The organism is Pseudomonas sp. MF08875 (genome assembly GCF_059862525.1).
In genome coordinates, this window is the sequence record NZ_JCBCUW010000039.1 from 35,870 (window position 1) to 56,778 (window position 20,909).

Consider the following 20,909-nt stretch of genomic DNA (forward strand, 5'->3'; position numbering starts at 1 on the left):
GCCATGAACGACGCTATCGAACGCCTTGCCGACGGCACTTTGGCTTTTCTGCCAGAGCGACTTAATCGTGATCCCGCCGTCTTGCGCGGTTTAACCAATGATGAGATGTGGTTAGCGCTCGGCACCGGCGCCGTCATTGGCCTGCTGCTGGGCGTTCCTCTGGCGATCGCCACCGCCTCCATTGCCATGGCGCCGACCAGCATGATCGCAAGCATGGCGTTAGTGTTGTTTGCTGGCGGCACGCTACTGCGTCGCGCCAAACGGGCCCGGCCAGAGACCTGGTTGTACCGCAAGCTCGAATGGATAGCGGCCAGCCGCTGGCGTCTGGGGCGCAGCAGTCTGATCCTGCACTCCGGCGCCTGGACGGTTCGCCGTTCGCGTCGACTGCGCCCTGCCCTGTCCCGGTGGCTGCCATGAGCCGATTCCGAAACAAGGTCGATGCCCAACAGGCCCATATCTTCAGCCTGCGTCTGGCGGTAGTAATTCTCGCCCTGCTCTGTGCCGGACTCTGGTATGGCTGGCGCACGGCACCTACCGACCTGACCGTACATGTCCCCCCGGATCTGCGTTCGGGTAGCACGCGCAAATGGTGGGATATCCCCTCAGAGAATGTCTATGCTTTTGCCCTCTACATCTTTGGTCAGCTCAATCGCTGGCCCTCAGATGGCGAGCAGGATTATCGCCGCGCCATCTATGGCTTGCAGTCCTACCTGACACCTGCTTGCAAGGCCTTCCTTGACGGAGACTACGAATACCGCAAGGCCGCCGGCGAACTTCGCCAGCGGGTGCGTGGCGTCTACGAAATTCTGGGCCGAGGTTATAGCGAAGATCCGGAACTCAGGGTCAAGCAACTCGATCGCGACAGCTGGCTGGTCACCCTAGACCTCAACGCGGATGAGTATTACGCCGCCGAACCGGTGAAACGGGTGGCGGTACGTTATCCATTACGCGTGGTGCGTTTTGATCTGGACCCCGAACGCAATAAGTGGGGGCTGGCACTGGACTGTTATCAGGGCACGCCGCAAAAAATCGCTCTGCCTGGAGGTGAGCTATGACGCGGATTTCTATCCTGGGGCTCACCATCGCACTAATGCTATGGGGAGTTGCAGCGCAGGCCGTCGAACTGATGCACTGGGAACGCCTCCCCCTCGCGGTTCCGCTGGTGATCAATCAGGAACGAGTGGTCTTTGTCGATGAGGATATTCGAGTCGGCGTGCCCTCAACCCTGGCGGGTAAGCTGCGCGTGCAATCAACCGGCGGCACGCTGTACCTGCGCGCGTCGGAAGCCATTGCACCGACCCGACTGCAACTGCAATCGGTCGCGACGGGCGAGATCACCCTGCTGGATATAGCGGCCACGCCTGGCGATCAACCGCTGGAGCCCGTGCGTATTCTCAAGAATGCCAAGGTGCAAGCTACCGAGGCTGAATCTAGCACTGTCCTTGCTCCAGAACGCACGCCGATCCCGGTCGCTTTGACGCGCTATGCCGCGCAAAGCCTGTACGCGCCGCTGCGCACCGTGGAGTCTCTACCCAATGTACGCCGCGTCCCGCTCAAGCTACGCACCGAACTGCCGACTCTGCTGCCGAGCGAAAACGTGTCCAGCACACCCATCGCCGCCTGGCGGCTCGATGACTATTGGGTGACGGCGGTGAAATTGCGCAATCGTAGTTCAGAGATGGTGCAACTCGATCCACGTCGGCTTCAGGCCAAGCTGTTCGCCGCGACCTTCCAGCATGCTTTCCTCGGGCCGGTCGGCAGTGCAGAAGACACAACGATCGTCTACCTCGTCACTCGCGGTGCCGGCCTCGAACACGCCGTGCTGCTCCCGTCCGTTGCGCGAGGTGCTGACGATGAAGGCTAACGCCTTGCTCAAATGGTTGGTACCGGCTGCGCTACTGGCCGTGGTGTTTATCATCCTGAAAACCTGGATCGCCGGTAATACTCCGTCTCCAGAGCACCCAGTTGATCAGGGCAACATCCGGTTATCCGCCGAGCAAGCCAAGTCGCTCGGCATTGCTGGCGATACCCCACGCGACACGGTCGCCACCTTGATCGGCCAGGTGAAGGCCATGCGCAGCGACATGCTCGGCCTGAAAAAACACAACGATTCGCTGCAGACGGAGAACAACCGCTTGCGCGAGCGAGAAAACAGCGTCGATTCGCGTATCCAGACGGCTCTTGGCAGCGTGACCCAGCAGGTCGACGAGGGCCGTCGCCAAGCCAACGAGGCCCGACTCAAAGCGGAACAAGACAGTCGCCAGGCTCGCGGTCTGCTGACGCATTTGCAGGAGCAGTTGTCGGGGTTGACCGGTAAAGGCAAGGACATGCCGATCGGATTGGGGCTTGAGCCGGGCGACGGGGCGCAGTTCGACGGGCAGCATTTTGCCAATGATGCGTTGCAGTGGATTGAGCCCTCGGATGCTCCACCCACCGACGCCCGAGGCAAAACCAAGACCTCCCCCGCACTGAGTCTGCCTACCGCCTTCAACTCACTGGAAGGCTTGAAAGACAACGCTATTGATCGCAGCCAGAAACAGCTGCGTGCAGTTACCCAGGGTGAGCGTGATCCGACGCGATCCGCTGATCGTACCGAAGGCGCGAAGCCGGTCTACACCATTCCCGAAAACGCGACATTGATGGGCTCGGTCGCCATGACCGCGCTGATCGGCCGAGTCCCGGTGGACGGCACGGTGAATGATCCCTATCCCTTCAAGGTGCTGGTCGGCCCCGAGAACCTGACTGCCAACGGCATCGACCTGCCGGACGTCGCGGGGGCCGTGATGAGCGGTACGGCGTCCGGTGACTGGACTCTGTCTTGTGTACGCGGACAGGTCGAGTCAATCACCTTTGTGTTTACCGATGGCACCATCCGCACGGTACCTCAGCCGAAGGCGGTCGCCAGCCGCAATGCCTCCACCGCCCAGAGCTCGAACACCGACAAGATCCGCGGCGGACTCGGCTACCTGTCCGATCCGTATGGCATTCCTTGCATTGCCGGCGAGCGCCGCTCGAACGCCCAACAGTACCTCGGCAGCCAGAGCCTGATCACCGCGGCTGGCGCCGGTGTCGCTGCCTTGCTCGGGGATGAGCAGCACAACAGCAGCGTGATCAGTTCGGGCGGCAGTACGCTCGGGGTCACCAGCAGCAATGGCAATAGCGCGCTGAATTCAATTCTCAGCGGTGGGGTCGGCGACATCCGCGAGTGGGTCAACAAACTGTATGGCGAAGCCTTTGCTGCCGTGTACGTGCCACCTGCCGCACAGGTCGCACTGCACCTCGACCATGAGATCACCATCGACTACGAGCCCAAGGGCCGGAGCGTTCGCCATGAAAAAGACCATGCTTCTCTGCCTGACCTGGATTAGCTTGCTCTGCTGGGTCCTGACGGGGTGTTCCACCGACAAGGACACGCTTTTGCCCCATGGCGAGCAAACCATGCTGGACATCTGGAACGGTGCCGGTTCGCAAGGCACTCAGCAGCAACTGCTGGATCCTCGGCAGCAGTTACGCCGTCCGCTGGCCCAGGCAGATTTCTCCGCCTCTCTCCAAGAACCGTACACGCGCACCGCGACGAACGAGATCCACAATTTGTTCCCGCGCCTGCCCAATCCCGATCTGGTGCTGTACGTGTATCCGCATCTGAGTGGTACCGAGCAGGCACCGATCCCGGGTTACTCGACCGTCTTTCCGTTCTACCAACGGGTGCAGTACGCATTGCCTGGTGAACGTCAGGAAGACTTGTAGTGCGTACCGGCGATGCGGGCAACCGCACTGCCGCGTGGAAAGCCTGGCGCCACCCATTGCGCCCTCGCGCCACCTTGGCCGATGACGCCACACTCTATGCGCACAACCCTAGCTTCACCGATCACCTGCCGTGGGTCGAGTATCTCGACACCGAACAGTGTTTTCTGCTGGATGACAATCGCTCGGTGGGTGCGGTATTCGAGTTGCTGCCCATCGGCACTGAAGGGCGCGAACCCGATTGGTTGATGGCGGCCCGAGATGCCCTTGAGGATGCCCTGCAGGATAGTTTTGACGAGCTGGATCAAGCGCCTTGGGTGGCGCAGTTTTTCTGCCAGGACGACAACGATTTCACCCCCTACCTGAACCGGCTCACTGGCTATGTTCAGTATAGCGCCCGAGGCACGGTCTTCACTGAGGCGTATTTGGAACTCAGCCGCCGTCATCTGAAGGCCATCGCCAAGCCCGGCGGTCTGTTTGAAGATAAGGTGGTGACGCGCCTGCCCTGGCGTGGCAATAACCGCCGGGTGCGCCTGGTGGTCTATCGCTGGCTTGAGTCTGACGCTGAGGAGACAGGACTCACCCCGGTGCAATCCCTGCATCAGGCTTGCGAACGTATCGCGTCTTCGTTGCAGACGTGTGGGGTGCAATCGACGCGAGTAGATGGCCGCGGTCTGTATGCCTGGCTGGTGCCCTGGTTCAATCCGGCACCCAATCTCACCGATGAAGCGCCCGAGGAGTTCTACCACCGCGTGGCCTATCCGGAGTTGGGCGATGGTGAGTCGCTGGAACTGCCCTTCGATCATGACTTTGCCGAACGGCTATTCTTCAACGAACCGCGTTCGGATGTCCAACGCGGACTCTGGTACTTCGACGGCCAACCCCATCGGGTGATGGTGGTGGACAAACTGCGCCGGGCGCCCTTGATTGGCCAACTCACTGGCGAAACCCGTAAGGGCGACGCGGTGAATGCGCTATTCGACCAGTTACCCGAAGGCACGGTGATGAGTCTGACCCTAGTGGTCAAACCGCAGGATGTACTCGAGGATCAGTTGAACCGCCTGGCCCGCAAAGCCATCGGTGAAAACCTGGCCTCGACCCAGACCCGTCAGGATGTTGAAGAGGCTCGCGCGATCATCGGCCGCCAGCACAAGCTATATCGGGGCACCCTGGCGTTCTACGTGCGCGGTCACGATGAACAGCAATTGCACCAGCGCTCCGTCAACCTGGCTAACGCTCTACTGGGTGCGGGCCTGCAACCGGTACGTGAAGGCGATGAAGTCGCCGCCTGCAACAGTTACCTGCGTTGGTTGCCGATGGCTTACAACCCGGCCCGCGACACGCGCAACTGGTACACACGCCTGATGTTCGCCCAGCACCTGGCGAACCTGGTTCCGGTCTGGGGCCGCAGCACGGGCACCGGCCACCCCGGTATCACCCTGTTTAATCGTGGTGGCTCGCCGTTGAGTTTCGATCCCTTGTCACGTCTGGACCGGGCCATGAACGGCCATCTGCTGTTGTTCGGCCCCACCGGTGCCGGCAAGTCGGCCACCCTGCTCACCCTGCTGATGCAGGTAATGGCGGTGTACCGCCCTCGCCTGTTTATCGTCGAGGCCGGCAACTCATTCGGTTTGCAGGGCGACTACTTCGCGACACAGGGCTTGTCGGTCAACAAGGTCCAATTGAAGCCTGGCGCCTCGGTCAGTCTCGCCCCCTTTGCCGATGGCTACCGCCTGGTCGAGCAGCCGGATCAGGTCGCGAGTCTGTCGATCGATGAGCTGGACGATGAGGCGGTAGCCAGTCACGACGACCGGCGCGATGTTCTCGGCGAATTGGAGATCACCGCCCGCCTGATGATCACCGGCGGCGAGGCCAAGGAAGAAGCCCGCCTAAGCCGGGCCGATCGCAGCTTGATCCGCGAGTGTATCCTCGATGCAGCAAAGACCTGTGTCGCAGCGGACCGCCAGGTACTGACCCGCAACGTGCGCGACGCCTTGCTGCGCGTCGCCGCTGACCCGCACTTGCCGGAAAAGCGTCGCGAGCGTGCCCAGGAAATGGGCGAGTCCATCGACCTGTTTTGCCAGGGTTTCGAGGGTGAACTGTTCGATCGCGAGGGCACGCCCTGGCCCGAGAGCGATGTGACCATTGTCGACCTGGCCACTTACGCTCGTGAAGGCTATGAGGCACAAATGTCCATCAGCTACATCAGCCTGATGAACACCGTGAACAACCTTGCCGAGCGCGACCAGTACCTGGGCCGACCGATCATCATGGTCACTGACGAAGGTCATATCATCACCAAGAACCCATTGCTGGCGCCATTCGTGGTCAAGGGAACAAAGATGTGGCGCAAACTTGGCGCTTGGTTCTGGCTCGCGACACAGAACCTTGCCGACTTCCCCACTGCCGCGCAGACCATGCTCAACATGATCGAATGGTGGATTTGTTTGAACATGCCGCCGGCGGAAATCGAAGAGATCGCTCGCTTCAAGAAGCTCACCCCGGCGCAAAAAGCCCTGTTGCTGTCCGCCAGCAAGGAACCAGGTAAATACACCGAAGGGGTCGTACTGTCGAAGAAGCTCGAGACGCTGTTTCGGGCCGTGCCACCCAGCCTCTATCTCGCCCTGGCTATGACGGAGCCCGAGGAAAAAGCCGAGCGCTGGACACTGATGCAGGAGAACAGTTGCTCAGAGTTGGAAGCGGCTTACCGGGTAGCTGAACGGATAGATAGAGTGCGAGGAATAGAACCTGCATAGGGAAATCTATTCAGGTATCGCGCTCTAAAGCGAGCGACGGGTTACTGTGATACGCCTCGAAGCCGCTGCTGGATCCTCAACAAGAATCCAGCTTCAAAGGCATCCTGGCAGTCACCTACAGGAAAGGTCTTGCGGGTTTGCGCCAGCTCCCACCACAGAGGAATCTCGCCGGGCGTATCAAGCCAAGCCTGAGCACATTGCACGCCACGTTCGATCATCGAGGCAAACTCGTTGCCCCAAGGTGTCAGAAGACTTGGACAACCATCCGCTGCAGGAATTGAAATGTAGTTTTCGTCCATACACACCCTAGATGTCTGATTTATTGTTAGACGTGGAATCCAACCTCGACAAGCTTAACGACACCAAATGAACGCTCGATAACAGGCATGAACATCAAATGGCCTAGTTGAATGCCAATGTAGACTATATCCCGTGGATTGAGAGTCCCTCAAGGCGCAATTTGCGCGCATGACTCAAGACTACGAACAGCTTCGTCTGCATCTGTCGGAAAACATCCGCTTGATGAGACGCATGAAAAACCTGACCCAAGAGCAACTGGCGCTCATGGCAGAGGTGGATCGCACCTACGTCAGTCAAATCGAAAGATGCACGGGCAATCCGTCGTTGTTGGTCCTATGCAAGCTGGCCAATATTCTCGAAACAACCACAGATCAGCTACTTGCAGAACCCGATACTCTGCGCAGCGCCCTTCACGTCAAATAATAGTCTCACAACTCACAAATCCGATAGATCCGCCTTCATAATTTCCACTGACAGTCTTCAATCCGTAACCGAACCTGCCCAGGCCAAACACCGAGAGCCTGGATCATGCCTGTTGCCTGCTCGTCAATCCCGCCCACAAAGCTACGGCCTTTGGCGCTATGCATCCTGCTAGCGTGCGGCCCAAGCATGGCGCTGGACACTGGCAGCATCACGTCCTCCGTGCTTTCGCCAAACTGTCTCGAATACAGGGTCGTCGGCATCTGTTTCTGGCTCCTCTGCACGCCCTTCGGCTGCACAGTCAAAACCTCTACCAAGGTTCGTCATTTCATTCCTGAACTCGTGGTCTCGAGCTATGCCACCACGGGCAATAACCCTTGGACCGAGATGGCCACCCTCTCTTCCCCCATTAGCGGTGCGGAAGGTGGTGGCAACCTGATCACGCCAAACCCCCGCCGCGACAACCTGCCCCGCTTCAAGAACGTTGACTGCATTGGCCATCCCGGTGGCTGGGCCACCACGCAGCTGGCTTCTCAATCCGGCTACGCCTGCGCCAGCGGTGCAACTGCATTCATGCCTTACTACCTGAGTACCCTGGACTCACTGGCCTGGCGTAAGGGCATTCCGGAAAGTCTTTACCCCGAGTCGCTCATGCCGGGGATCCGTGAAATCGGCCGTCAGGCCTCGGGGACCATGTGGGGCAACGTCTATCCCCGGCAAGGCTTTCTGGTACAGCCCGACGACTTCAAGGCGGCCGCAGTCATGGCGCAACGAGCCGGCGATGTGATTACCCGTAACTGGCAGCCGCATGTGTACGTACCGCTCACGCCCGCCAAACGTGACGGCTACTGGCCGCCTGGCCCGATCGTTGAGAACGACGCTTCGACCCACAAATGGCAATTGCTCTACCCTCAGGTCCAGCCCACGTGCGCCATCTTCCCCAGCGATCCGGTACAGAGCGCGGATGGCGGCTACACCTGGTCGCTGTGGCGTCCCTATAGCTGCTGCAAACGTGAGGGGCAAACCTTTCTGTTCAGCATCGACTTCGAAGGAGGTGCTTCATGAGTCGGCTTCTCGCACGACCATTGTTGGACGTGATGAGTCTGTTGCTCTGTGGACTACTCGCCATGGCTACTCATGCCCACGCCGCCGAGGGCGATTATCGCCTGGGTACTCAAGGCGAAGTACTCGACGACCGAGTGATGTACACCATTGGTGGCGGCTCGGCAGTCGGCTCACCGAGTTCGCTCTACCGACCCAGTGGCCTTGGAGTCGGCGGGTCATGGCGAGCGAACATGATGTGCGGAAACATGAGCCTCACCAACACCCTGCAAAACCAGCTGAACGGCGTCACCGAAGGTTTCCAGCAGATCATGGGCAGCATCGTGCAGAACGCGACCCAAGCGGTGATGTCGCTGCCGGCCTTGATCATCCAGCGCGCCAACCCCGGTCTCTATGAGTTGCTGAGTAACGGGGTGATGCAAGGCCGCATCGACTTCGATCGTTCAAAGCTGACCTGCCAGGCCATGGCCGAAAAGATGGCGGACAAGGTGGGACAAGCCGGTTGGGGCGCGCTGGCCAAGAACCAAGAAATGCAGGGCAATCTGGAGCAAACCGGCGGTGATGCGGTGGCCGCGGTGAAAAACACCGAGACCCATAACGGCAATAATGGGGTGTCCTGGGTCGGCGGTTCGAAGGCTGGAGGTAACGGGCAGACGCCCATTCGTGTGACTTCCGACGTGGTGCGCGCGGGCTATAACCTGCTGCACAACCGGACGGTGGATGACAGTGCCTCGATCAGCAACAGTGATTGCCTGGGTGGGGCTATTTGCCAAACCTGGGCCTCTCCCCAAGAGGAGTCCGAATGGGCCGTTCGGGTGCTGGGGGAGAGCGAAGTCGCGACCTGCGATAGCTGCGAAACCCTGCGTACTACCGCTGGCAGCGGATTGACGCCATTGATCCAGGAGGCCTATAGCGAACGCCTCAAGGCCCTGCAAGGGTTGCTGTCGGGTTCTCTGCCGCCTACCCCTGACAACTTGGCGAAAGCCTCCAGCCCGATGCTGCCGGTGACCCGTGGAGTGGTTGAAGCCCTGCGCGACGATCCCGACCAGGATCTGCTGGCGCGACGCCTGGCCAGCGAGACAGCCTTGTCCAGCGTACTCGACAAGGCATTGCTACTGCTGCGCACGCTGCTGGCGGGCAGTCACGAACCGAACATCGCCTCCGCCGAGCCGGCTCAAACCGCCTTGACGAAAAACATCGACACTCTGGAGCGAGAAATTCGCCTGCTGCAAACCGAGCTGCAGATACGGCAGATGCTGACCACCAATACCGCCAGCCTAGTGCTCGATCGGCATGCCGGTGGTGCCGATGCTTCGCGTACCGTCGAGCAAGGCGACCCCGAGCCCGGTCGACTCAATGATGCTGACGCCAGGCGCAAGTGAGCCATGAAACGCTCACCGCTATTCACTTTGCTTTCGAGTCTGGGGATTGCCGCGGTGATGATCCTGAGCGCTGCACTAGTCGCATGGATCGGCCGCACTGCGCTGGGTAGTTTCGAGGCCTGGCAGCAGGCATTCGAATCCGTACAGCCCTATCTGCGGTGGTGGCGTGCCCTGCTCTACGGCGCCCTCTTTGCGCTCTGGTGGGATCTGCTTCGGCGCTACCAACATCGACCACAGGATCGACTGCGCGTAAAACGCATCGGGGCATTAGGGCTCGTGCTCTTTACCTGCGTCGAGCTCACCCGACTGTGAGGTCACCACCATGCTCATGAGTACCAACAGCTACCTGGAGTTTTACCTCTCCCTGCTGGCCTGGATCATCAACAACGGCCTCTGGAGCGTCCTGTCCGACACCGGACTGTTCGCCGTGCCCTTTGGTGCAATCATCCTGCAAGAATGGCTATCGGCTCGTCAGCAAGGCGCAGATGAAGGCAACAAGGGACTATTGTCGGTACCACGGATCGAAAACCGGTTGTGGCTGGCCTACATCGTCGTATTGTTCGGCTGCGCGCCGGTCTTTCCGTTGAGCCTCACGTCAATGGCGTTCGATGATGCGGCGAGTCAGCGCTGCGGTGTGAGTGTGGCCAAGCCGGCGGAAACCGCCTGGGGGACGACCTTCAATACTATCGGCGAACGCTCCGCCAACGTACCGATCTGGTGGTTTCTGGTGCATGCCTTGAGCAAAGGGGTAACCGCGGCGGCCACCGCCTCCATCCCTTGCGCACCGGATATCCGGCAGATGCGCATGGAGATCGACAGTTCGCGCATCGATAGCCAGGTACTGCTGCAGGAAGTCGCCGACTTCACCCGCGACTGCTATGGCTATTCCCGTTCTCGGCTATTCACCAACCGTCCGCAGTTGGACAAAGCACAAAGTCATGACGCCTCCTGGATCGGCTCAAGCTATTTTCTCGACACGCCCGGCTACTACGATACGGATCGTTCACGCACACCACGAGTCAGCTGGCCATATGACGAAAGCCGCGATGTTTCCTTGCCGCGGCTGGAGAATGGCGCGGGCTATCCCACCTGCAAGCAGTGGTGGAGCGATAGCGGTGTCGGGTTGCGCGAGCGCTTGATCCAGCAGGTCGATCCTTCACTGCTGACTCAGCTGAAAGGTTGGTTGACTGGCCGTTCGAGCAACGAGATCGCGGATGCCACCCTGCGCGAGCTGGTCAGTCCGCGCCAGCAATCGATGTCCATGTCGCCCGGACAGGTGTATCAGGACTATGGCTCCAGTGCTCGCGGCGGGTCGATCAATCAGGGGCTCAATAACCTGGCCACCAACACCGGGCTGGCCCTCGGTTCCTTCAGCAACTTCCCGGCGATGAATGCACTACGCGCCGCCCTGCCGATGGTGCAGGCTTTCCTGATCATGGGCGTCATCATCAGCTTGCCGTTAATTCTGTTGGTCAGTACCTACCAATTGAAAACTGTCATGACCGTGACGTTCGCGCTGTTCACCTTACACATGCTGAGCTTCTGGTGGGAACTCGCTCGCTGGGTCGACTCCAGCATGCTCGATACGCTGTACAACCAGGTTTCGGCTTCCAATCAAGTGCTGTTATCGCTGCCCACATCCGGCTTCATGGATGGTACCGTCACGGCACAGGTGATCGAGTATGTGATGGGGGCGATGTTCATCGTGCTACCAATGCTGTTTCTAGGGGCCATGAGCTGGGCAGGATATTCAGTCGGCAACGGGATTCAAGGCATGTTGGCGAACGGTAGCAAAGCCGCAAGTGATTCAGCGAGCAAAGGTACGGATCAAATATTGGGTGCTGCTAAGCGTTCAATTAGATGACTTGCTGTCGCCTATATAATGCCCATTGTCGTCGAAGTCACCGATGTAGAGATCAGCACCGAGGTAGTCTGGCCCTGGACTTTCCTCTTGATGATCGGAACCAACAAAAGCCCTGAACCATAGCAAAGTGATCACAGCCAGCATCATCACAAAAAAAGTAACCAGCCAAACACTGACAAAGAGCAATCCTCCGATCAATGCCAGTTTGGCAATCGAAAAGCTCCCGTGAACAAGTAATTTACCTGCGGGCATACCTGCAATCACCGCACGCTCAGCCAGGCGGGACTCAAACGCTTTCAATTTGCGATAACCACGCTTTACCGACATGCCACATACGTACGCCCAGCGGTGGGCACGTGAATTTTGAACAGGTTGCTGAGTCGGCATGGTCTCGCCCTCTTCTGTCCGTTTTTATGGTTGAGACAGGAGTAACAGCCTACTACTGAAAACGGTCCGTGCCTGACCGTTTATCAGTTTACCCAGCCGAATAATCTTCACTGGAAGACAGAAGACAAGCTCCGTGAAACAGCGTCTCTACAGTCATTGACCCAGATAAATCGTACGATTAAATACAAGGTACGGATCGCTGTTATCGACAGCACTTTCCCAGGTAGCCAGAACCTTCAAGGCTACGTCACTTCGATGATGGTTCTTCCCAAGTGCGATTAGCGTTCGGTGGCTCGCACGGTGACCGTTGCCGCGGTGATGAACGCCTACTCCTCATCTAAGTGCCTTCCGAGCTTCGCTCGCCAGGCAAGCTTCTTGTTTTTCTTCAACCCAATGCAGGGAAATCTTTCCCCGCGCGGGACAGGTTTCTTCGAGTTTTCAACGGAGACATACCATGCCCGACTCACTTACACCGGAAATACTGAACACCCTTCGGTTACCCATCGTGTTCACACCTGGCGCGTGGCAACGTGCTGTACTGCTCGAGCAATCCGATCATGCTGAGAAGCTGCAGGTCGATCGGTTGAGCCACGTGTTGCGCGCAGCCTTCGAAGCCCACCTGGCCTATCCACATAAGTCTTACGTGCTGTTCGAGGTAATGCATATTGAACCAGCCGATCACTTAGACCACGACCCGTTGCTGCAATTGAGTCTGAGCTTACTCCAAGAACCGGGTCAACCTGGCGCCTTGCTGATCGCGCTTGCAGGAGAACAGCGCTAAGCGCAATGGGCGGCGCCCACCTCCACATTCGGACGGCATGCAAGACCTGCATCAATCCAACCCATCACCCAACCGGGGAACCCTCCCCCGACGGGCAAGGCGTTCCTCCGTTTTTCTCTCGAGGAAATTGCCATGCGCGATATCTACCAAGACGTGACAGACAAGATCGTTACTGCGTTAGACCAAGGTGTTGCACCCTGGATCAAACCCTGGTCCTTAAGTGGTTCCGCTTGCATCAGTCATGAACTCTACCCCGTCAACGCCATCACGCGACGTCCGTATTCGGGCATCAATTTACCGCTGCTCTGGGCCGAGGCCAGTTTGCAGGGGTTCACTCAAGATCGTTGGCTGACCTTCAATCAAGCCAAAAAAGCGGGTGGGCACGTCCGTAAGGGTGAGCACAGCGCCCTGGCGGTGCTCTACAAGCCGATGGAGCGCGAGGAACAGACCGAGTCAGGCCAACCCGTACTTGATGAACATGGTCAGCCCAAGGTCGCTCACTTCGGTATTCTCAGGACGCATTTTCTGTTCAACATCGAGCAAACGGAAGGGCTCGAAATGCTCAATGACACCCTGCTCGAGACGGAACCGAGTGGTCCATTCCAGCCCAACAGCGCCGCGGAAAATCTGCTGTTAAGTTCAGGTGCACGCATCGTTCATCGGCCTGCCGACGAAGCCTTTTACCACCCGATCAGGGATCTCATCCAACTGCCGACAAAGGCACAATTTCACGATGAAAGCGGGTACTACGCCACCGCACTGCACGAGCTGACGCACTGGACCGGGCATCACACTCGCTTGCAGCGCGAAGGCGTGACGTCAGCCTGTCCGTTCGGCTCGCCAGGCTACGCGTTTGAGGAGTTGATCGCAGAGATGGGCGCTGCTTTTTTATGTGCCTACGCCGGTATACAGGGGGAGCTGCGGCACGAGGGCTACATCGACTCCTGGCTCGGCCTGCTCAAGGCTGACAAACGCGCGATCTTTCGCGCCAGTGGTCAGGCCCGAAGCGCCTCGGAGTTTGTACTCAACCTGGAGCAGCAACGGAAGCAAATGATAATGGATGACTCACGATGCATGTACGATGGAGTTTGATAGTTATCTCACCGCTGCAATCGCATCACAGGGCCCAACGCAAGTTGGGCCCTTTTTTCTGACACCCAGAAACCCCATGCCGCGAGGCTCTGATACAACGGGTCAGGGATGGGCGCACACCCGCAACCTGTCATTCCGCATCCAGGTTCTGCGCCAGAAAATCCACCAGATCGAGCGGACTCCGGCTGTCGATAACCTTGTAGATCAGATCGCGTTTACTGCGCGGCAACTTCTTGACCACGCTCTTCGCTGAAGCCCTGACGGCTTCGTCGGTCCCATGGATACGTGCCGCGAGCAGCAGCACGAGCGTGGCGTCAGTAAGGTTCATGGCAAGACCCAAAAAATAGGCACCGTAGTTTACCGACTCTTTTCTTTTTCGTACCAGCCCCAACAAAACGATGTGTAGCGGTATCGATATCCCGATTGCCGCGCAAAGGGACACGAGCCAAAAAGGACGGGTAAGGGTTGGAAGGGAATGGGGACTCAAGGGTAAGAGCTCTATCCGAAAAGGCTAAAAGGCCACTGACCCAGCCACCTCCCGGGGGTCACGATGCTCAGTCTGTTTCGCCACAAAAAGCAGAAGCCACCTCCGCCACCGACCGTCAACGTCGCCGAAGGCTACCTACCCGTTGAGTCGGCCCACCGCTTGTTAGCAGCGGACCACCGATGTCAGTTGCTTGATCGGATTTGGCAGTACACCGCCCTCTCCCACGCGCAGTTCAGCCAGCTCTATTTAAATCCGATACATCGTTACGCCGAACAGGTCCAGCAACTCCCGGCCAGCGAAACACACCACCATGCGTATCTCGGCGGCATGCTCGACCATGGCCTGGAGCTGGTCGCTTGCAGTTTGAAACTGCGTCAGTCGTATCTGCTTCCCACCGGCGCCGCGCCCGAAGACCAAGCCGCCCAGACCGATGCTTGGTCGGCCGGCATCGCCTATGGCGCCCTGCTGCATGACATCGGCAAGATCGCCGTGGACCTGCAGGTCGAACGCCAGGATGGCCGGGTTTGGCATCCTTGGCAGGGTCCCCTGGATCAGCCCTACCGTTTTCGTTACCTCAAAGGTCGTGACTACCACCTGCACGGTGCCGCCGCAGGCTTGCTCTACACCCAGATTCTCGACCGCCCGATCCTCGATTGGCTCAGTGGATTTCCGCCACTGTGGGCCAGTCTGCTGTATGTCCTGGCGGGCCAGTACGAACGTGCCGGCGTGCTCGGTGAGTTGGTGAAGCAGGCCGACCGTATTTCCACCGCGCAGAATATCGGTGGCAACCCGAGCAAGGCGCTACAAGCACCCATTCATTCGCTGCAACATCACTTGATCAGCGGACTGCGTCATCTGGTTCAGCACGAACTGAAAATCAACCAGCCAGGTGCCGCGGGTTGGTTGACTCAAGACGCATTGTGGCTGGTCAGCAAGACGGTCACGGACAAACTGCGAGCCTATCTGCTGTCGCAGTCAATTGAGGGCATCCCGTCGTCCAACATCGCCGTGTTCGACGAGCTGCAATCGCATGGATTGGTTGAGTCTACGCCGGAAGGCAAAGCCATCTGGACTGCGTTAGTGATTCAGGGAAACTGGCAGCAAAGCTTTACCTTTCTGCGTCTTCAACCAGCGTTGATTTGGGGGAACGAAGACCGGCCTGAGGCATTTAGCGGAACCGTGAGCATTGCGGCTCATGAACACTTAACTGACGCCCCGGTACCAACGTCAGCGCCTGAGGCAGTTATTACAAGGTCAGGCCAAAGCCAACCGCAGCCGGATCCCATGGCGCTAGAGGATACCGACTACCTAGGCACGCTGCTGAACATGTTCGAGTTGGAGGAGCCTGAGGCCCGTGATGTCCCCCCAGAAAGCGCTGTCGAAACTTCAACGACTCTATCGGATAACCCAGGCCAGGCATTCCTAAATTGGGTAAGGGAAGGCATCCTGAGCCACAAGCTGATCATCAATGACAGCAAGGCTAAAATCCATACGGTGGGCGGTACTGTGTTCCTGGTCACGCCTGGCCTTTTTCAGCGCTACGTTCAGGAGTTTCCGGCCATCTCATTAGGGGCCGATTCCGTAGGTAAGGAATGGCGCTGGGTGCAAAAGCAGTTTGAGAAACTCAAGGTCCACAGAAAGAGACACAATGGCCTGAACATCTGGGCATGCCAAGTGCAGGGCCCTAGGAAGAGAAGCACCTTGAAGGGATATCTGATTGCCGAGCCGTTGTCACTTCTAGAACCGATTCCGCCAGACAATCCATTTCTCGCACTTGTCGAAGTATGAGCAATGACAATCCCGGAGGCTTGACTTAAGAGCACAGCCCCCGCTACACACCTGGGCAATAGCTTGATCATGGAACCCGTCATGAACAATCCGTTTGAAATGAGCTAACTGGGTGGAAAAGGGTGATGGTGTCCGCATAAATACGCGGACACCATCACCCTAAATGCCGGAGTTCGGAAGGTGACTTAGCTGGACGGAAATAATTACCTATCCAGATGCACTCGTAGACGCCTCGCCCGCTCTTGAAACGCTCCTTCGCCGCCCTCGAGAATATCGCAAACGGCTTTACGGATGTCCGCATTCTCCAGACCACCAGACCGGTAGGTGATTGGAGGCAGCGCGCCATGTGGGTGCGGCCCAGACTCAGCAATGATGATCTGATCGGCGTCTGTGTTGATGACGAGGTTGGCATTGTGCGTCACCATGATCACCTGACGATGTGCTTTTGCCTCAATAAAAAGGTGGACCAGTTCATCAAAAACCGACTTCGGGTCCAAGTTTTCCTCAGGCTGATCGATCACTAGAGGACGGTTGTCGCTATCATCCAGTGCCAGATAGAGCAACAGCAGGACGATCCCTCGCGTGCCCGGAGACAGCTTTCGGATATCAACCCCGTCGTACTCAATACCATACCTGATCGAGATATGGTCAGTACTGAACAGCCATTGCGCGAATCGCTTCGACCAAGCGCGAAATTCTGCTTGGTCGTTTTGCGGTACAGGTGCGTGATCAAGCAGTTCCTTCTGATACAGGCGCCGGAACTCCTTCATTGCGGCACAAACTGCTATTGAGTCACCCGTTTCCCAAGCACTTTTTAGGACCTCGTTCGACTTTTGCAGAAGCGTACCCTTACCCCGAAATGCACCGCTCTTCCGGAGGTCGATTAATCCGTCTTCAGCAACTGAAGTCCATTGTTCCACATTAGCAATGCGCACTACAGAGAAAGATAGTTTTTTCAACGTTCCCGATGCCTTAGACAGTCGTACCATTAACGGAGCGTATAGGGCCTCCAATACCGACTGCTCAGCGATAAGCGCGTCAAATGCTCTGCCATAGGCCTCCTCGCGGTCGAATTGCAGATCTTTGGCCCGCGCCTTCGCCCCTTGAGCATCCTTTAGCTTATCTGTCAGGATTTGGAGCGCTGCGGTTTCGGTCGCGATGCTACCGGACAGAGCGGTGTAGCGGCGCTGAGTCTCCTTATCGGCGCTCACAAGCTTCTCCAATCGTGTCATTTCTGCATCAAGCATTGCCTGCGAGAGAGTGCTCAGATCGGTATCATCGGGAAAATAGGGCGTGCTGGGTTCGCCGAGACCCGGAGCCGTTCCCTTTACAGCTGCGATCTTATCGTCAACCCACTTGATAAAGTCGGCAAGATTTCTGTCAACAGGCCCCTTGTAGTCCAACAAGAATTCCGACCACTGCTCATCCGACAAGCCGCTGTTGGAATGACGAGCCTGCGCCTGTCTTAGCGTCTCTGGTGCTTGGTTGCGGCGTTGATCTTTTACCTCGTCTTGGAGAGCGAGAAAGGTTTGCCGCTGCCCTGTGAAACGCCGTAGCTTCGTACGTAGGGTATTCACCATGCTCGCCAGCTCAGTGTGGCGCGCAGCACGTTTCTCGCTACCGGGGGACACTAGATTAGCGCGGTCAGCAGTGTAAGCGTCGACAAGCTTCTTTTTCTGAGCTGCATTGGACTCGTAGGTCGCTGCTACCTTCTCCTTTTCTAACTCGATGCTAATTCGGTCAGAAATTTGGGCAACCGCCTCTGCTTCACGTTCACGGGCAAGACGATGCCGCGTCGCACGCTGTTCAAGCAATTCCTCAAAATCTAATGCGCCGTCACGCCCCTCGTCGGGATGAGCCTCAAAGATCACGCGCTCGATCTCACGTAGCAACCCGTCAGTAAGCCCACTAGACGAGCAGAGCTCTTCCACAAATTGCTGTGACAGGTAGCGTACTCGTTCATAAGCATAAGGGCCGTTAGCGTCTGAGCCGTTAAGTGATCGAACACTCGGTTCCCCCGTCGCCCAACTTAACCTAACTTTGCTATCGCCGATCAGGGGCTGCGCCCGAACGAGAAACGAAGGGTTCGCCCACTCATCCGCAGCCCAAACCTCATTCGAAATAGAGTCGCACCCTGCTGCGATCATGTCGGCCAAGGCAGTCTTGCCCGAGCCACGCGCACCGATAATTGCGACGAGGCCAGGATTCAGTGGAATGACGGGTGTCGTTAGCCATGGCGCATTGAGGATTTCGATTTGAGAAATAACCTGTGAAGGCGTCGCTGAGGCTGGAGGCTCAGCTCCAACATGGGCTCGCCCCTCTGGGTCGATGCATGCCTGGCGCAGAGCATCGAACTCAAGACCACCCTTAACCCAAGAGAAACGATCTCCAAACGGATTGGCAACTTCTTCCAGCTTGTGAGCGTCGCTGCCATGTAGACAGGGTTTGAGGCCTCCGTATAGCGCACGAATTTCTGAGCGGCTTAGCTGACGTTGACCAAGCCAAAATTCGCGCTGGGCGGCACTGCTAGCGAAAATAACATGGGCAAAGCCTTCTATCTCACGTCGGATAGTCTGATCCGCAGCCTCACGCACTCCGGAGGTTCCATCGTTTGCTCCACCCGCAACGGCAATGAGAATATTCTTCTTTGCCCACTCGCTCTCTCCGAACACCTCGCGCAGTTTTTGGAAGTTGACCTTGAACTGGTTCGCTCCGTAAGCCAATGCTGCTTGGTCGTCTGTAATATTTGGGTCTGCTTTTTTGCCAAGTCGGATGAGGTCAGCTCGCGTGCAATCGAAGCGGTCGCGCATCACGTTAAATTGCAGGCGCGACAAAAGCCGTTGGAGCTCCTCGATATGATCAGGATCTTCAGGGCTCACAAAAAGGTGAAGGTTGACGAACCCACCTTTTGCGGTAGCTACGTCCAGTCTTAGCTCAACGTTCGGGAAGATGAGCTGGGTGTCCGGAAGGCGTCCAGCTGTCTTGTGGCGTAGGACCTCTTGATAAGTGTCCGTAACATAATAGTCAGTTACAGCAATCGCCTCGATCGCCGGTGACGCACGCTCCAGAGCAGCAAGATAGTCCTCCCAAGCTGTCGGGCCGGAAAATTGATTGTTCATAGCGGTGCCAGGAGCGTGAATGTGCGGCTCCCAGCGGCGCCACTCCGATCCGCGGTGCAATCCAGTCCCTGAAACCAAAACAACCTCCTCGCCAGCATTCGTAAATGCTAGGCATAAGCGTCCTTGACAGCCTTCTATCCCGTCCTATCTTTTTCGGGCAAGGATGGCACCGCATTCGTTTATACCTGAGAAGAGTGCAATTAGCACCGCTTGGCCCGGACAGATTAACTATCTTAGAGCGATCCGCTTTCATCGCGAATCAAGGTACTTCTGGGGGATCACCCGTAACACCGCTCGGACGACATTTTTTGCGCCGCCAGTAACAGTTCAGTAGAAATTGCGTTTACGCTGGTCTTGGACCATAAGGTACGGCGAGAAGCCTAAAGCCTCATACTTTGTCCAAGCTTACGGCCTTTGCTTTTGACAGGATTAGGACAAACACATGGTTCAATTCAACGATTGGTGCGATTGGGCCGATACCCCTGTTGGTAATCATTATGTGCGAGTCATGAGGGGGCGAGCCGCAGATGCCCAAAACGCTATCGAGCTCTCCGCAGCAGCAATTCCCTCCCACTACGCGGCTGAGGATCGCATCGCTCATGCTCTAGCGCGATTGGGTAAAACAGGCGCCGCACATTTGATTGACGGACTGTTGCCGCAAACGCCTCAGATTCGTTCGGGTGACCTGGGTGAAATCTACGCCACCGAATGGATCAATGCTCATAGTGGGTATCGGGCCCCGATCAAACGCCTGCGCTGGAAAGATCACCGTAATATGGCAATGCGTGGAGACGATGTGATCGGCATACTTCTCGAGCCAGCCACCCTGCGCCTAAAGTTCCTAAAAACGGAAGCTAAGAGCCGAATTGACCTGCGAGCCCAAACAATCAACGAAGCGCGCGCGGGCCTAGACAAAGATGAGGGAAGGCCATCTGCACATGCACTATCTTTCATTTCAGCGCGGTTACTTGACCTCGACAATATCCCTCTAGTGGATGCCATTGATGACGCATTGGTGCGCCACGGCATCCCTCTCGAGAACGTGCAGCATCTGCTTTTCACCTTCTCCGGCAACGCGCCTGGGGCGATGCTTAGCCAATCACTCCAGGCCTATCCTGGCACCATAAACCAATGGGCCGTAGGGCTCCAGGTGGACGAACATGCGGCCTTCGTAGGCGCCGTTTATGACCGTGTGATCGCCGATGGCAACTAGTCGCGATGCGATCATCGCCGCGATCGAGGCCGCGTCAGCACCCGGCTTTCGAGGCAGATTGATCGCGCAGGGGCAGGCAAGGGCAATCATTTGGCGGGACGGCACTCTTCCTGCGGGCGCTCCCGCGTTTGGCACGCAGCTTAGCTTCGAACTGCACAGTTACGCGTATGGCTTGCTCGGTCTGGGTCTGCGCCTACTCGAGATGGATGGCGATCCAATCCAAGCTCGCTTGGCGTTCGTACAAGCAGCAACTGCACTTGAAGCAGTGATGGCAAAAGGTGATCGTAGGGAGAGTGATCGAGACTTTCATTTCGTTATGGCGGCCGCGAGTTATCATCTTGCTCATCTCTCGGCGCGCGCTTATTCACTCCTCGCGATAGTCGCCAATGTAGTGGTCTAATGAAACCGGACACCCATTTAGGCGAGAATGCTCGCCAGATCGAGGTGCCAGATGACCAAACAACGCCGTTCCTTTTCCGCTGAATTCAAACGCGAGGCTGCTGACCTCGTGCTC

Annotated in this window: 20 protein-coding genes; 16 read left to right on the forward strand and 4 right to left on the reverse strand. The window is 57.6% G+C overall.

All coding sequences use genetic code 11. From position 1 onward, the window contains the following. Positions 1-3 precede the first annotated feature (3 nt). From AC19YT_RS20720 to AC19YT_RS20745, 6 genes are read left to right on the forward strand one after another with little or no spacing between them, the layout of a single operon-like run. Positions 4-417 (forward strand): TIGR03750 family conjugal transfer protein, encoded by a 414-nt coding sequence (locus tag AC19YT_RS20720; RefSeq protein ID WP_058426014.1) that lies wholly within the window; start codon positions 4-6, stop codon positions 415-417. Continuing rightward, positions 414-1,055, forward strand: a complete 642-nt coding sequence (locus AC19YT_RS20725; RefSeq protein WP_070413465.1) for a PFL_4703 family integrating conjugative element protein — start codon at positions 414-416, stop codon at positions 1,053-1,055. The genes AC19YT_RS20720 and AC19YT_RS20725 overlap by 4 nt, the downstream gene beginning before the upstream one ends. Then, a complete protein-coding gene (locus tag AC19YT_RS20730) occupies positions 1,052-1,864 on the forward strand; it encodes a TIGR03749 family integrating conjugative element protein (RefSeq protein WP_058426016.1) in 813 nt (270 codons plus the stop codon). Before AC19YT_RS20725 ends, AC19YT_RS20730 begins: the two co-directional genes overlap by 4 nt. Beyond that, positions 1,854-3,368 carry a TIGR03752 family integrating conjugative element protein gene (locus AC19YT_RS20735; protein WP_500610906.1) on the forward strand — a complete coding sequence of 505 codons (1,515 nt, stop codon included), beginning with the start codon at positions 1,854-1,856 and terminating at the stop codon, positions 3,366-3,368. Before AC19YT_RS20730 ends, AC19YT_RS20735 begins: the two co-directional genes overlap by 11 nt. Then, positions 3,331-3,747 (forward strand): TIGR03751 family conjugal transfer lipoprotein, encoded by a 417-nt coding sequence (locus AC19YT_RS20740; protein ID WP_096143061.1) that lies wholly within the window; start codon positions 3,331-3,333, stop codon positions 3,745-3,747. Before AC19YT_RS20735 ends, AC19YT_RS20740 begins: the two co-directional genes overlap by 38 nt. Beyond that, positions 3,747-6,500, forward strand: a complete 2,754-nt coding sequence (locus AC19YT_RS20745) for a conjugative transfer ATPase (protein WP_096143060.1) — start codon at positions 3,747-3,749, stop codon at positions 6,498-6,500. The genes AC19YT_RS20740 and AC19YT_RS20745 overlap by 1 nt, the downstream gene beginning before the upstream one ends. Positions 6,501-6,541: 41 nt before the next feature. Here the strand turns inward: AC19YT_RS20745 and AC19YT_RS20750 are convergent, their stop codons facing one another. After that, a complete protein-coding gene (locus AC19YT_RS20750; RefSeq protein ID WP_058426020.1) occupies positions 6,542-6,799 on the reverse strand; it encodes a LasR-specific antiactivator QslA in 258 nt (85 codons plus the stop codon). Positions 6,800-6,968: 169 nt separating this feature from the next. Between AC19YT_RS20750 and AC19YT_RS20755 the strand changes: the two genes are divergently transcribed. From AC19YT_RS20755 to AC19YT_RS20775, 5 genes are all read left to right on the forward strand, one after another. Then, on the forward strand, positions 6,969-7,223 hold the full coding sequence (locus AC19YT_RS20755) for a helix-turn-helix domain-containing protein (protein WP_058426021.1): 255 nt from the start codon (positions 6,969-6,971) through the stop codon (positions 7,221-7,223). Positions 7,224-7,328: 105 nt separating this feature from the next. After that, a complete protein-coding gene (locus tag AC19YT_RS20760; protein ID WP_096143059.1) occupies positions 7,329-8,285 on the forward strand; it encodes a TIGR03756 family integrating conjugative element protein in 957 nt (318 codons plus the stop codon). Beyond that, positions 8,282-9,664, forward strand: coding sequence for an integrating conjugative element protein (locus AC19YT_RS20765; RefSeq protein ID WP_096143058.1), 1,383 nt, complete (start codon positions 8,282-8,284; stop codon positions 9,662-9,664). The genes AC19YT_RS20760 and AC19YT_RS20765 overlap by 4 nt, the downstream gene beginning before the upstream one ends. A gap of 3 nt (positions 9,665-9,667) precedes the next feature. Beyond that, positions 9,668-9,976 carry a hypothetical protein gene (locus AC19YT_RS20770; protein WP_096143057.1) on the forward strand — a complete coding sequence of 103 codons (309 nt, stop codon included), beginning with the start codon at positions 9,668-9,670 and terminating at the stop codon, positions 9,974-9,976. Between the two features lie 10 nt (positions 9,977-9,986). Next, positions 9,987-11,528, forward strand: a complete 1,542-nt coding sequence (locus AC19YT_RS20775) for a conjugal transfer protein TraG N-terminal domain-containing protein (protein WP_096143056.1) — start codon at positions 9,987-9,989, stop codon at positions 11,526-11,528. On the opposite strand, the gene AC19YT_RS20780 is transcribed toward AC19YT_RS20775, so the two are convergent. Continuing rightward, complete coding sequence (locus AC19YT_RS20780; protein ID WP_096143055.1) at positions 11,517-11,915, reverse strand: DUF3742 family protein; 399 nt, start codon at positions 11,913-11,915, stop codon at positions 11,517-11,519. The genes AC19YT_RS20775 and AC19YT_RS20780 overlap by 12 nt on opposite strands. Before the next feature lie 454 nt (positions 11,916-12,369). On the opposite strand from AC19YT_RS20780, the gene AC19YT_RS20785 reads away from it, so the two are divergent. Then, positions 12,370-12,696 (forward strand): hypothetical protein, encoded by a 327-nt coding sequence (locus AC19YT_RS20785; RefSeq protein WP_073162545.1) that lies wholly within the window; start codon positions 12,370-12,372, stop codon positions 12,694-12,696. A gap of 132 nt (positions 12,697-12,828) precedes the next feature. Continuing rightward, complete coding sequence (locus tag AC19YT_RS20790; RefSeq protein ID WP_096143054.1) at positions 12,829-13,788, forward strand: ArdC family protein; 960 nt, start codon at positions 12,829-12,831, stop codon at positions 13,786-13,788. Positions 13,789-13,918: 130 nt separating this feature from the next. On the opposite strand, the gene AC19YT_RS20795 is transcribed toward AC19YT_RS20790, so the two are convergent. Continuing rightward, on the reverse strand, positions 13,919-14,116 hold the full coding sequence (locus tag AC19YT_RS20795; protein WP_096143053.1) for a DUF7740 domain-containing protein: 198 nt from the start codon (positions 14,114-14,116) through the stop codon (positions 13,919-13,921). Positions 14,117-14,338: 222 nt separating this feature from the next. Here AC19YT_RS20795 and mobH point away from each other — a divergent pair, with 222 nt between their 5' ends. Continuing rightward, positions 14,339-16,063, forward strand: a complete 1,725-nt coding sequence (gene mobH, locus AC19YT_RS20800; RefSeq protein ID WP_096143052.1) for a MobH family relaxase — start codon at positions 14,339-14,341, stop codon at positions 16,061-16,063. Between the two features lie 203 nt (positions 16,064-16,266). On the opposite strand, the gene AC19YT_RS20805 is transcribed toward mobH, so the two are convergent. Beyond that, positions 16,267-19,260 carry a TrlF family AAA-like ATPase gene (locus AC19YT_RS20805; protein ID WP_345940997.1) on the reverse strand — a complete coding sequence of 998 codons (2,994 nt, stop codon included), beginning with the start codon at positions 19,258-19,260 and terminating at the stop codon, positions 16,267-16,269. A 364-nt stretch (positions 19,261-19,624) separates the two neighbouring features. Here AC19YT_RS20805 and AC19YT_RS20810 point away from each other — a divergent pair, with 364 nt between their 5' ends. Together AC19YT_RS20810 and AC19YT_RS20815 are read left to right on the forward strand one after the other, a co-directional pair. Continuing rightward, positions 19,625-20,395, forward strand: a complete 771-nt coding sequence (locus AC19YT_RS20810; RefSeq protein ID WP_096143050.1) for a Hachiman antiphage defense system protein HamA — start codon at positions 19,625-19,627, stop codon at positions 20,393-20,395. Next, positions 20,385-20,795, forward strand: coding sequence for a hypothetical protein (locus AC19YT_RS20815; RefSeq protein ID WP_500610907.1), 411 nt, complete (start codon positions 20,385-20,387; stop codon positions 20,793-20,795). Before AC19YT_RS20810 ends, AC19YT_RS20815 begins: the two co-directional genes overlap by 11 nt. The last annotated feature ends 114 nt before the right edge of the window (positions 20,796-20,909 follow it).

What these genes read in the sequence shown, in the direction of transcription:
- mobH (WP_096143052.1), top strand. Translation starts at nt 14,339, where the DNA reads ATGCTCAGTCTGTTTCGCCACAAAAAGCAGAAGCCACCTCCGCCACCG.
- AC19YT_RS20755 (WP_058426021.1), top strand. Translation starts at nt 6,969, where the DNA reads ATGACTCAAGACTACGAACAGCTTCGTCTGCATCTGTCGGAAAACATC.
- AC19YT_RS20765 (WP_096143058.1), top strand. Translation starts at nt 8,282, where the DNA reads ATGAGTCGGCTTCTCGCACGACCATTGTTGGACGTGATGAGTCTGTTG.
- AC19YT_RS20770 (WP_096143057.1), top strand. Translation starts at nt 9,668, where the DNA reads ATGAAACGCTCACCGCTATTCACTTTGCTTTCGAGTCTGGGGATTGCC.
- AC19YT_RS20740 (WP_096143061.1), top strand. Translation starts at nt 3,331, where the DNA reads ATGAAAAAGACCATGCTTCTCTGCCTGACCTGGATTAGCTTGCTCTGC.
- AC19YT_RS20815 (WP_500610907.1), top strand. Translation starts at nt 20,385, where the DNA reads ATGGCAACTAGTCGCGATGCGATCATCGCCGCGATCGAGGCCGCGTCA.
- AC19YT_RS20785 (WP_073162545.1), top strand. Translation starts at nt 12,370, where the DNA reads ATGCCCGACTCACTTACACCGGAAATACTGAACACCCTTCGGTTACCC.
- AC19YT_RS20725 (WP_070413465.1), top strand. Translation starts at nt 414, where the DNA reads ATGAGCCGATTCCGAAACAAGGTCGATGCCCAACAGGCCCATATCTTC.
- AC19YT_RS20775 (WP_096143056.1), top strand. Translation starts at nt 9,987, where the DNA reads ATGCTCATGAGTACCAACAGCTACCTGGAGTTTTACCTCTCCCTGCTG.
- AC19YT_RS20720 (WP_058426014.1), top strand. Translation starts at nt 4, where the DNA reads ATGAACGACGCTATCGAACGCCTTGCCGACGGCACTTTGGCTTTTCTG.
- AC19YT_RS20760 (WP_096143059.1), top strand. Translation starts at nt 7,329, where the DNA reads ATGCCTGTTGCCTGCTCGTCAATCCCGCCCACAAAGCTACGGCCTTTG.
- AC19YT_RS20730 (WP_058426016.1), top strand. Translation starts at nt 1,052, where the DNA reads ATGACGCGGATTTCTATCCTGGGGCTCACCATCGCACTAATGCTATGG.
- AC19YT_RS20810 (WP_096143050.1), top strand. Translation starts at nt 19,625, where the DNA reads ATGGTTCAATTCAACGATTGGTGCGATTGGGCCGATACCCCTGTTGGT.
- AC19YT_RS20735 (WP_500610906.1), top strand. Translation starts at nt 1,854, where the DNA reads ATGAAGGCTAACGCCTTGCTCAAATGGTTGGTACCGGCTGCGCTACTG.
- AC19YT_RS20790 (WP_096143054.1), top strand. Translation starts at nt 12,829, where the DNA reads ATGCGCGATATCTACCAAGACGTGACAGACAAGATCGTTACTGCGTTA.
- AC19YT_RS20795 (WP_096143053.1), bottom strand. Translation starts at nt 14,116, where the DNA reads ATGAACCTTACTGACGCCACGCTCGTGCTGCTGCTCGCGGCACGTATC.
- AC19YT_RS20780 (WP_096143055.1), bottom strand. Translation starts at nt 11,915, where the DNA reads ATGCCGACTCAGCAACCTGTTCAAAATTCACGTGCCCACCGCTGGGCG.
- AC19YT_RS20750 (WP_058426020.1), bottom strand. Translation starts at nt 6,799, where the DNA reads ATGGACGAAAACTACATTTCAATTCCTGCAGCGGATGGTTGTCCAAGT.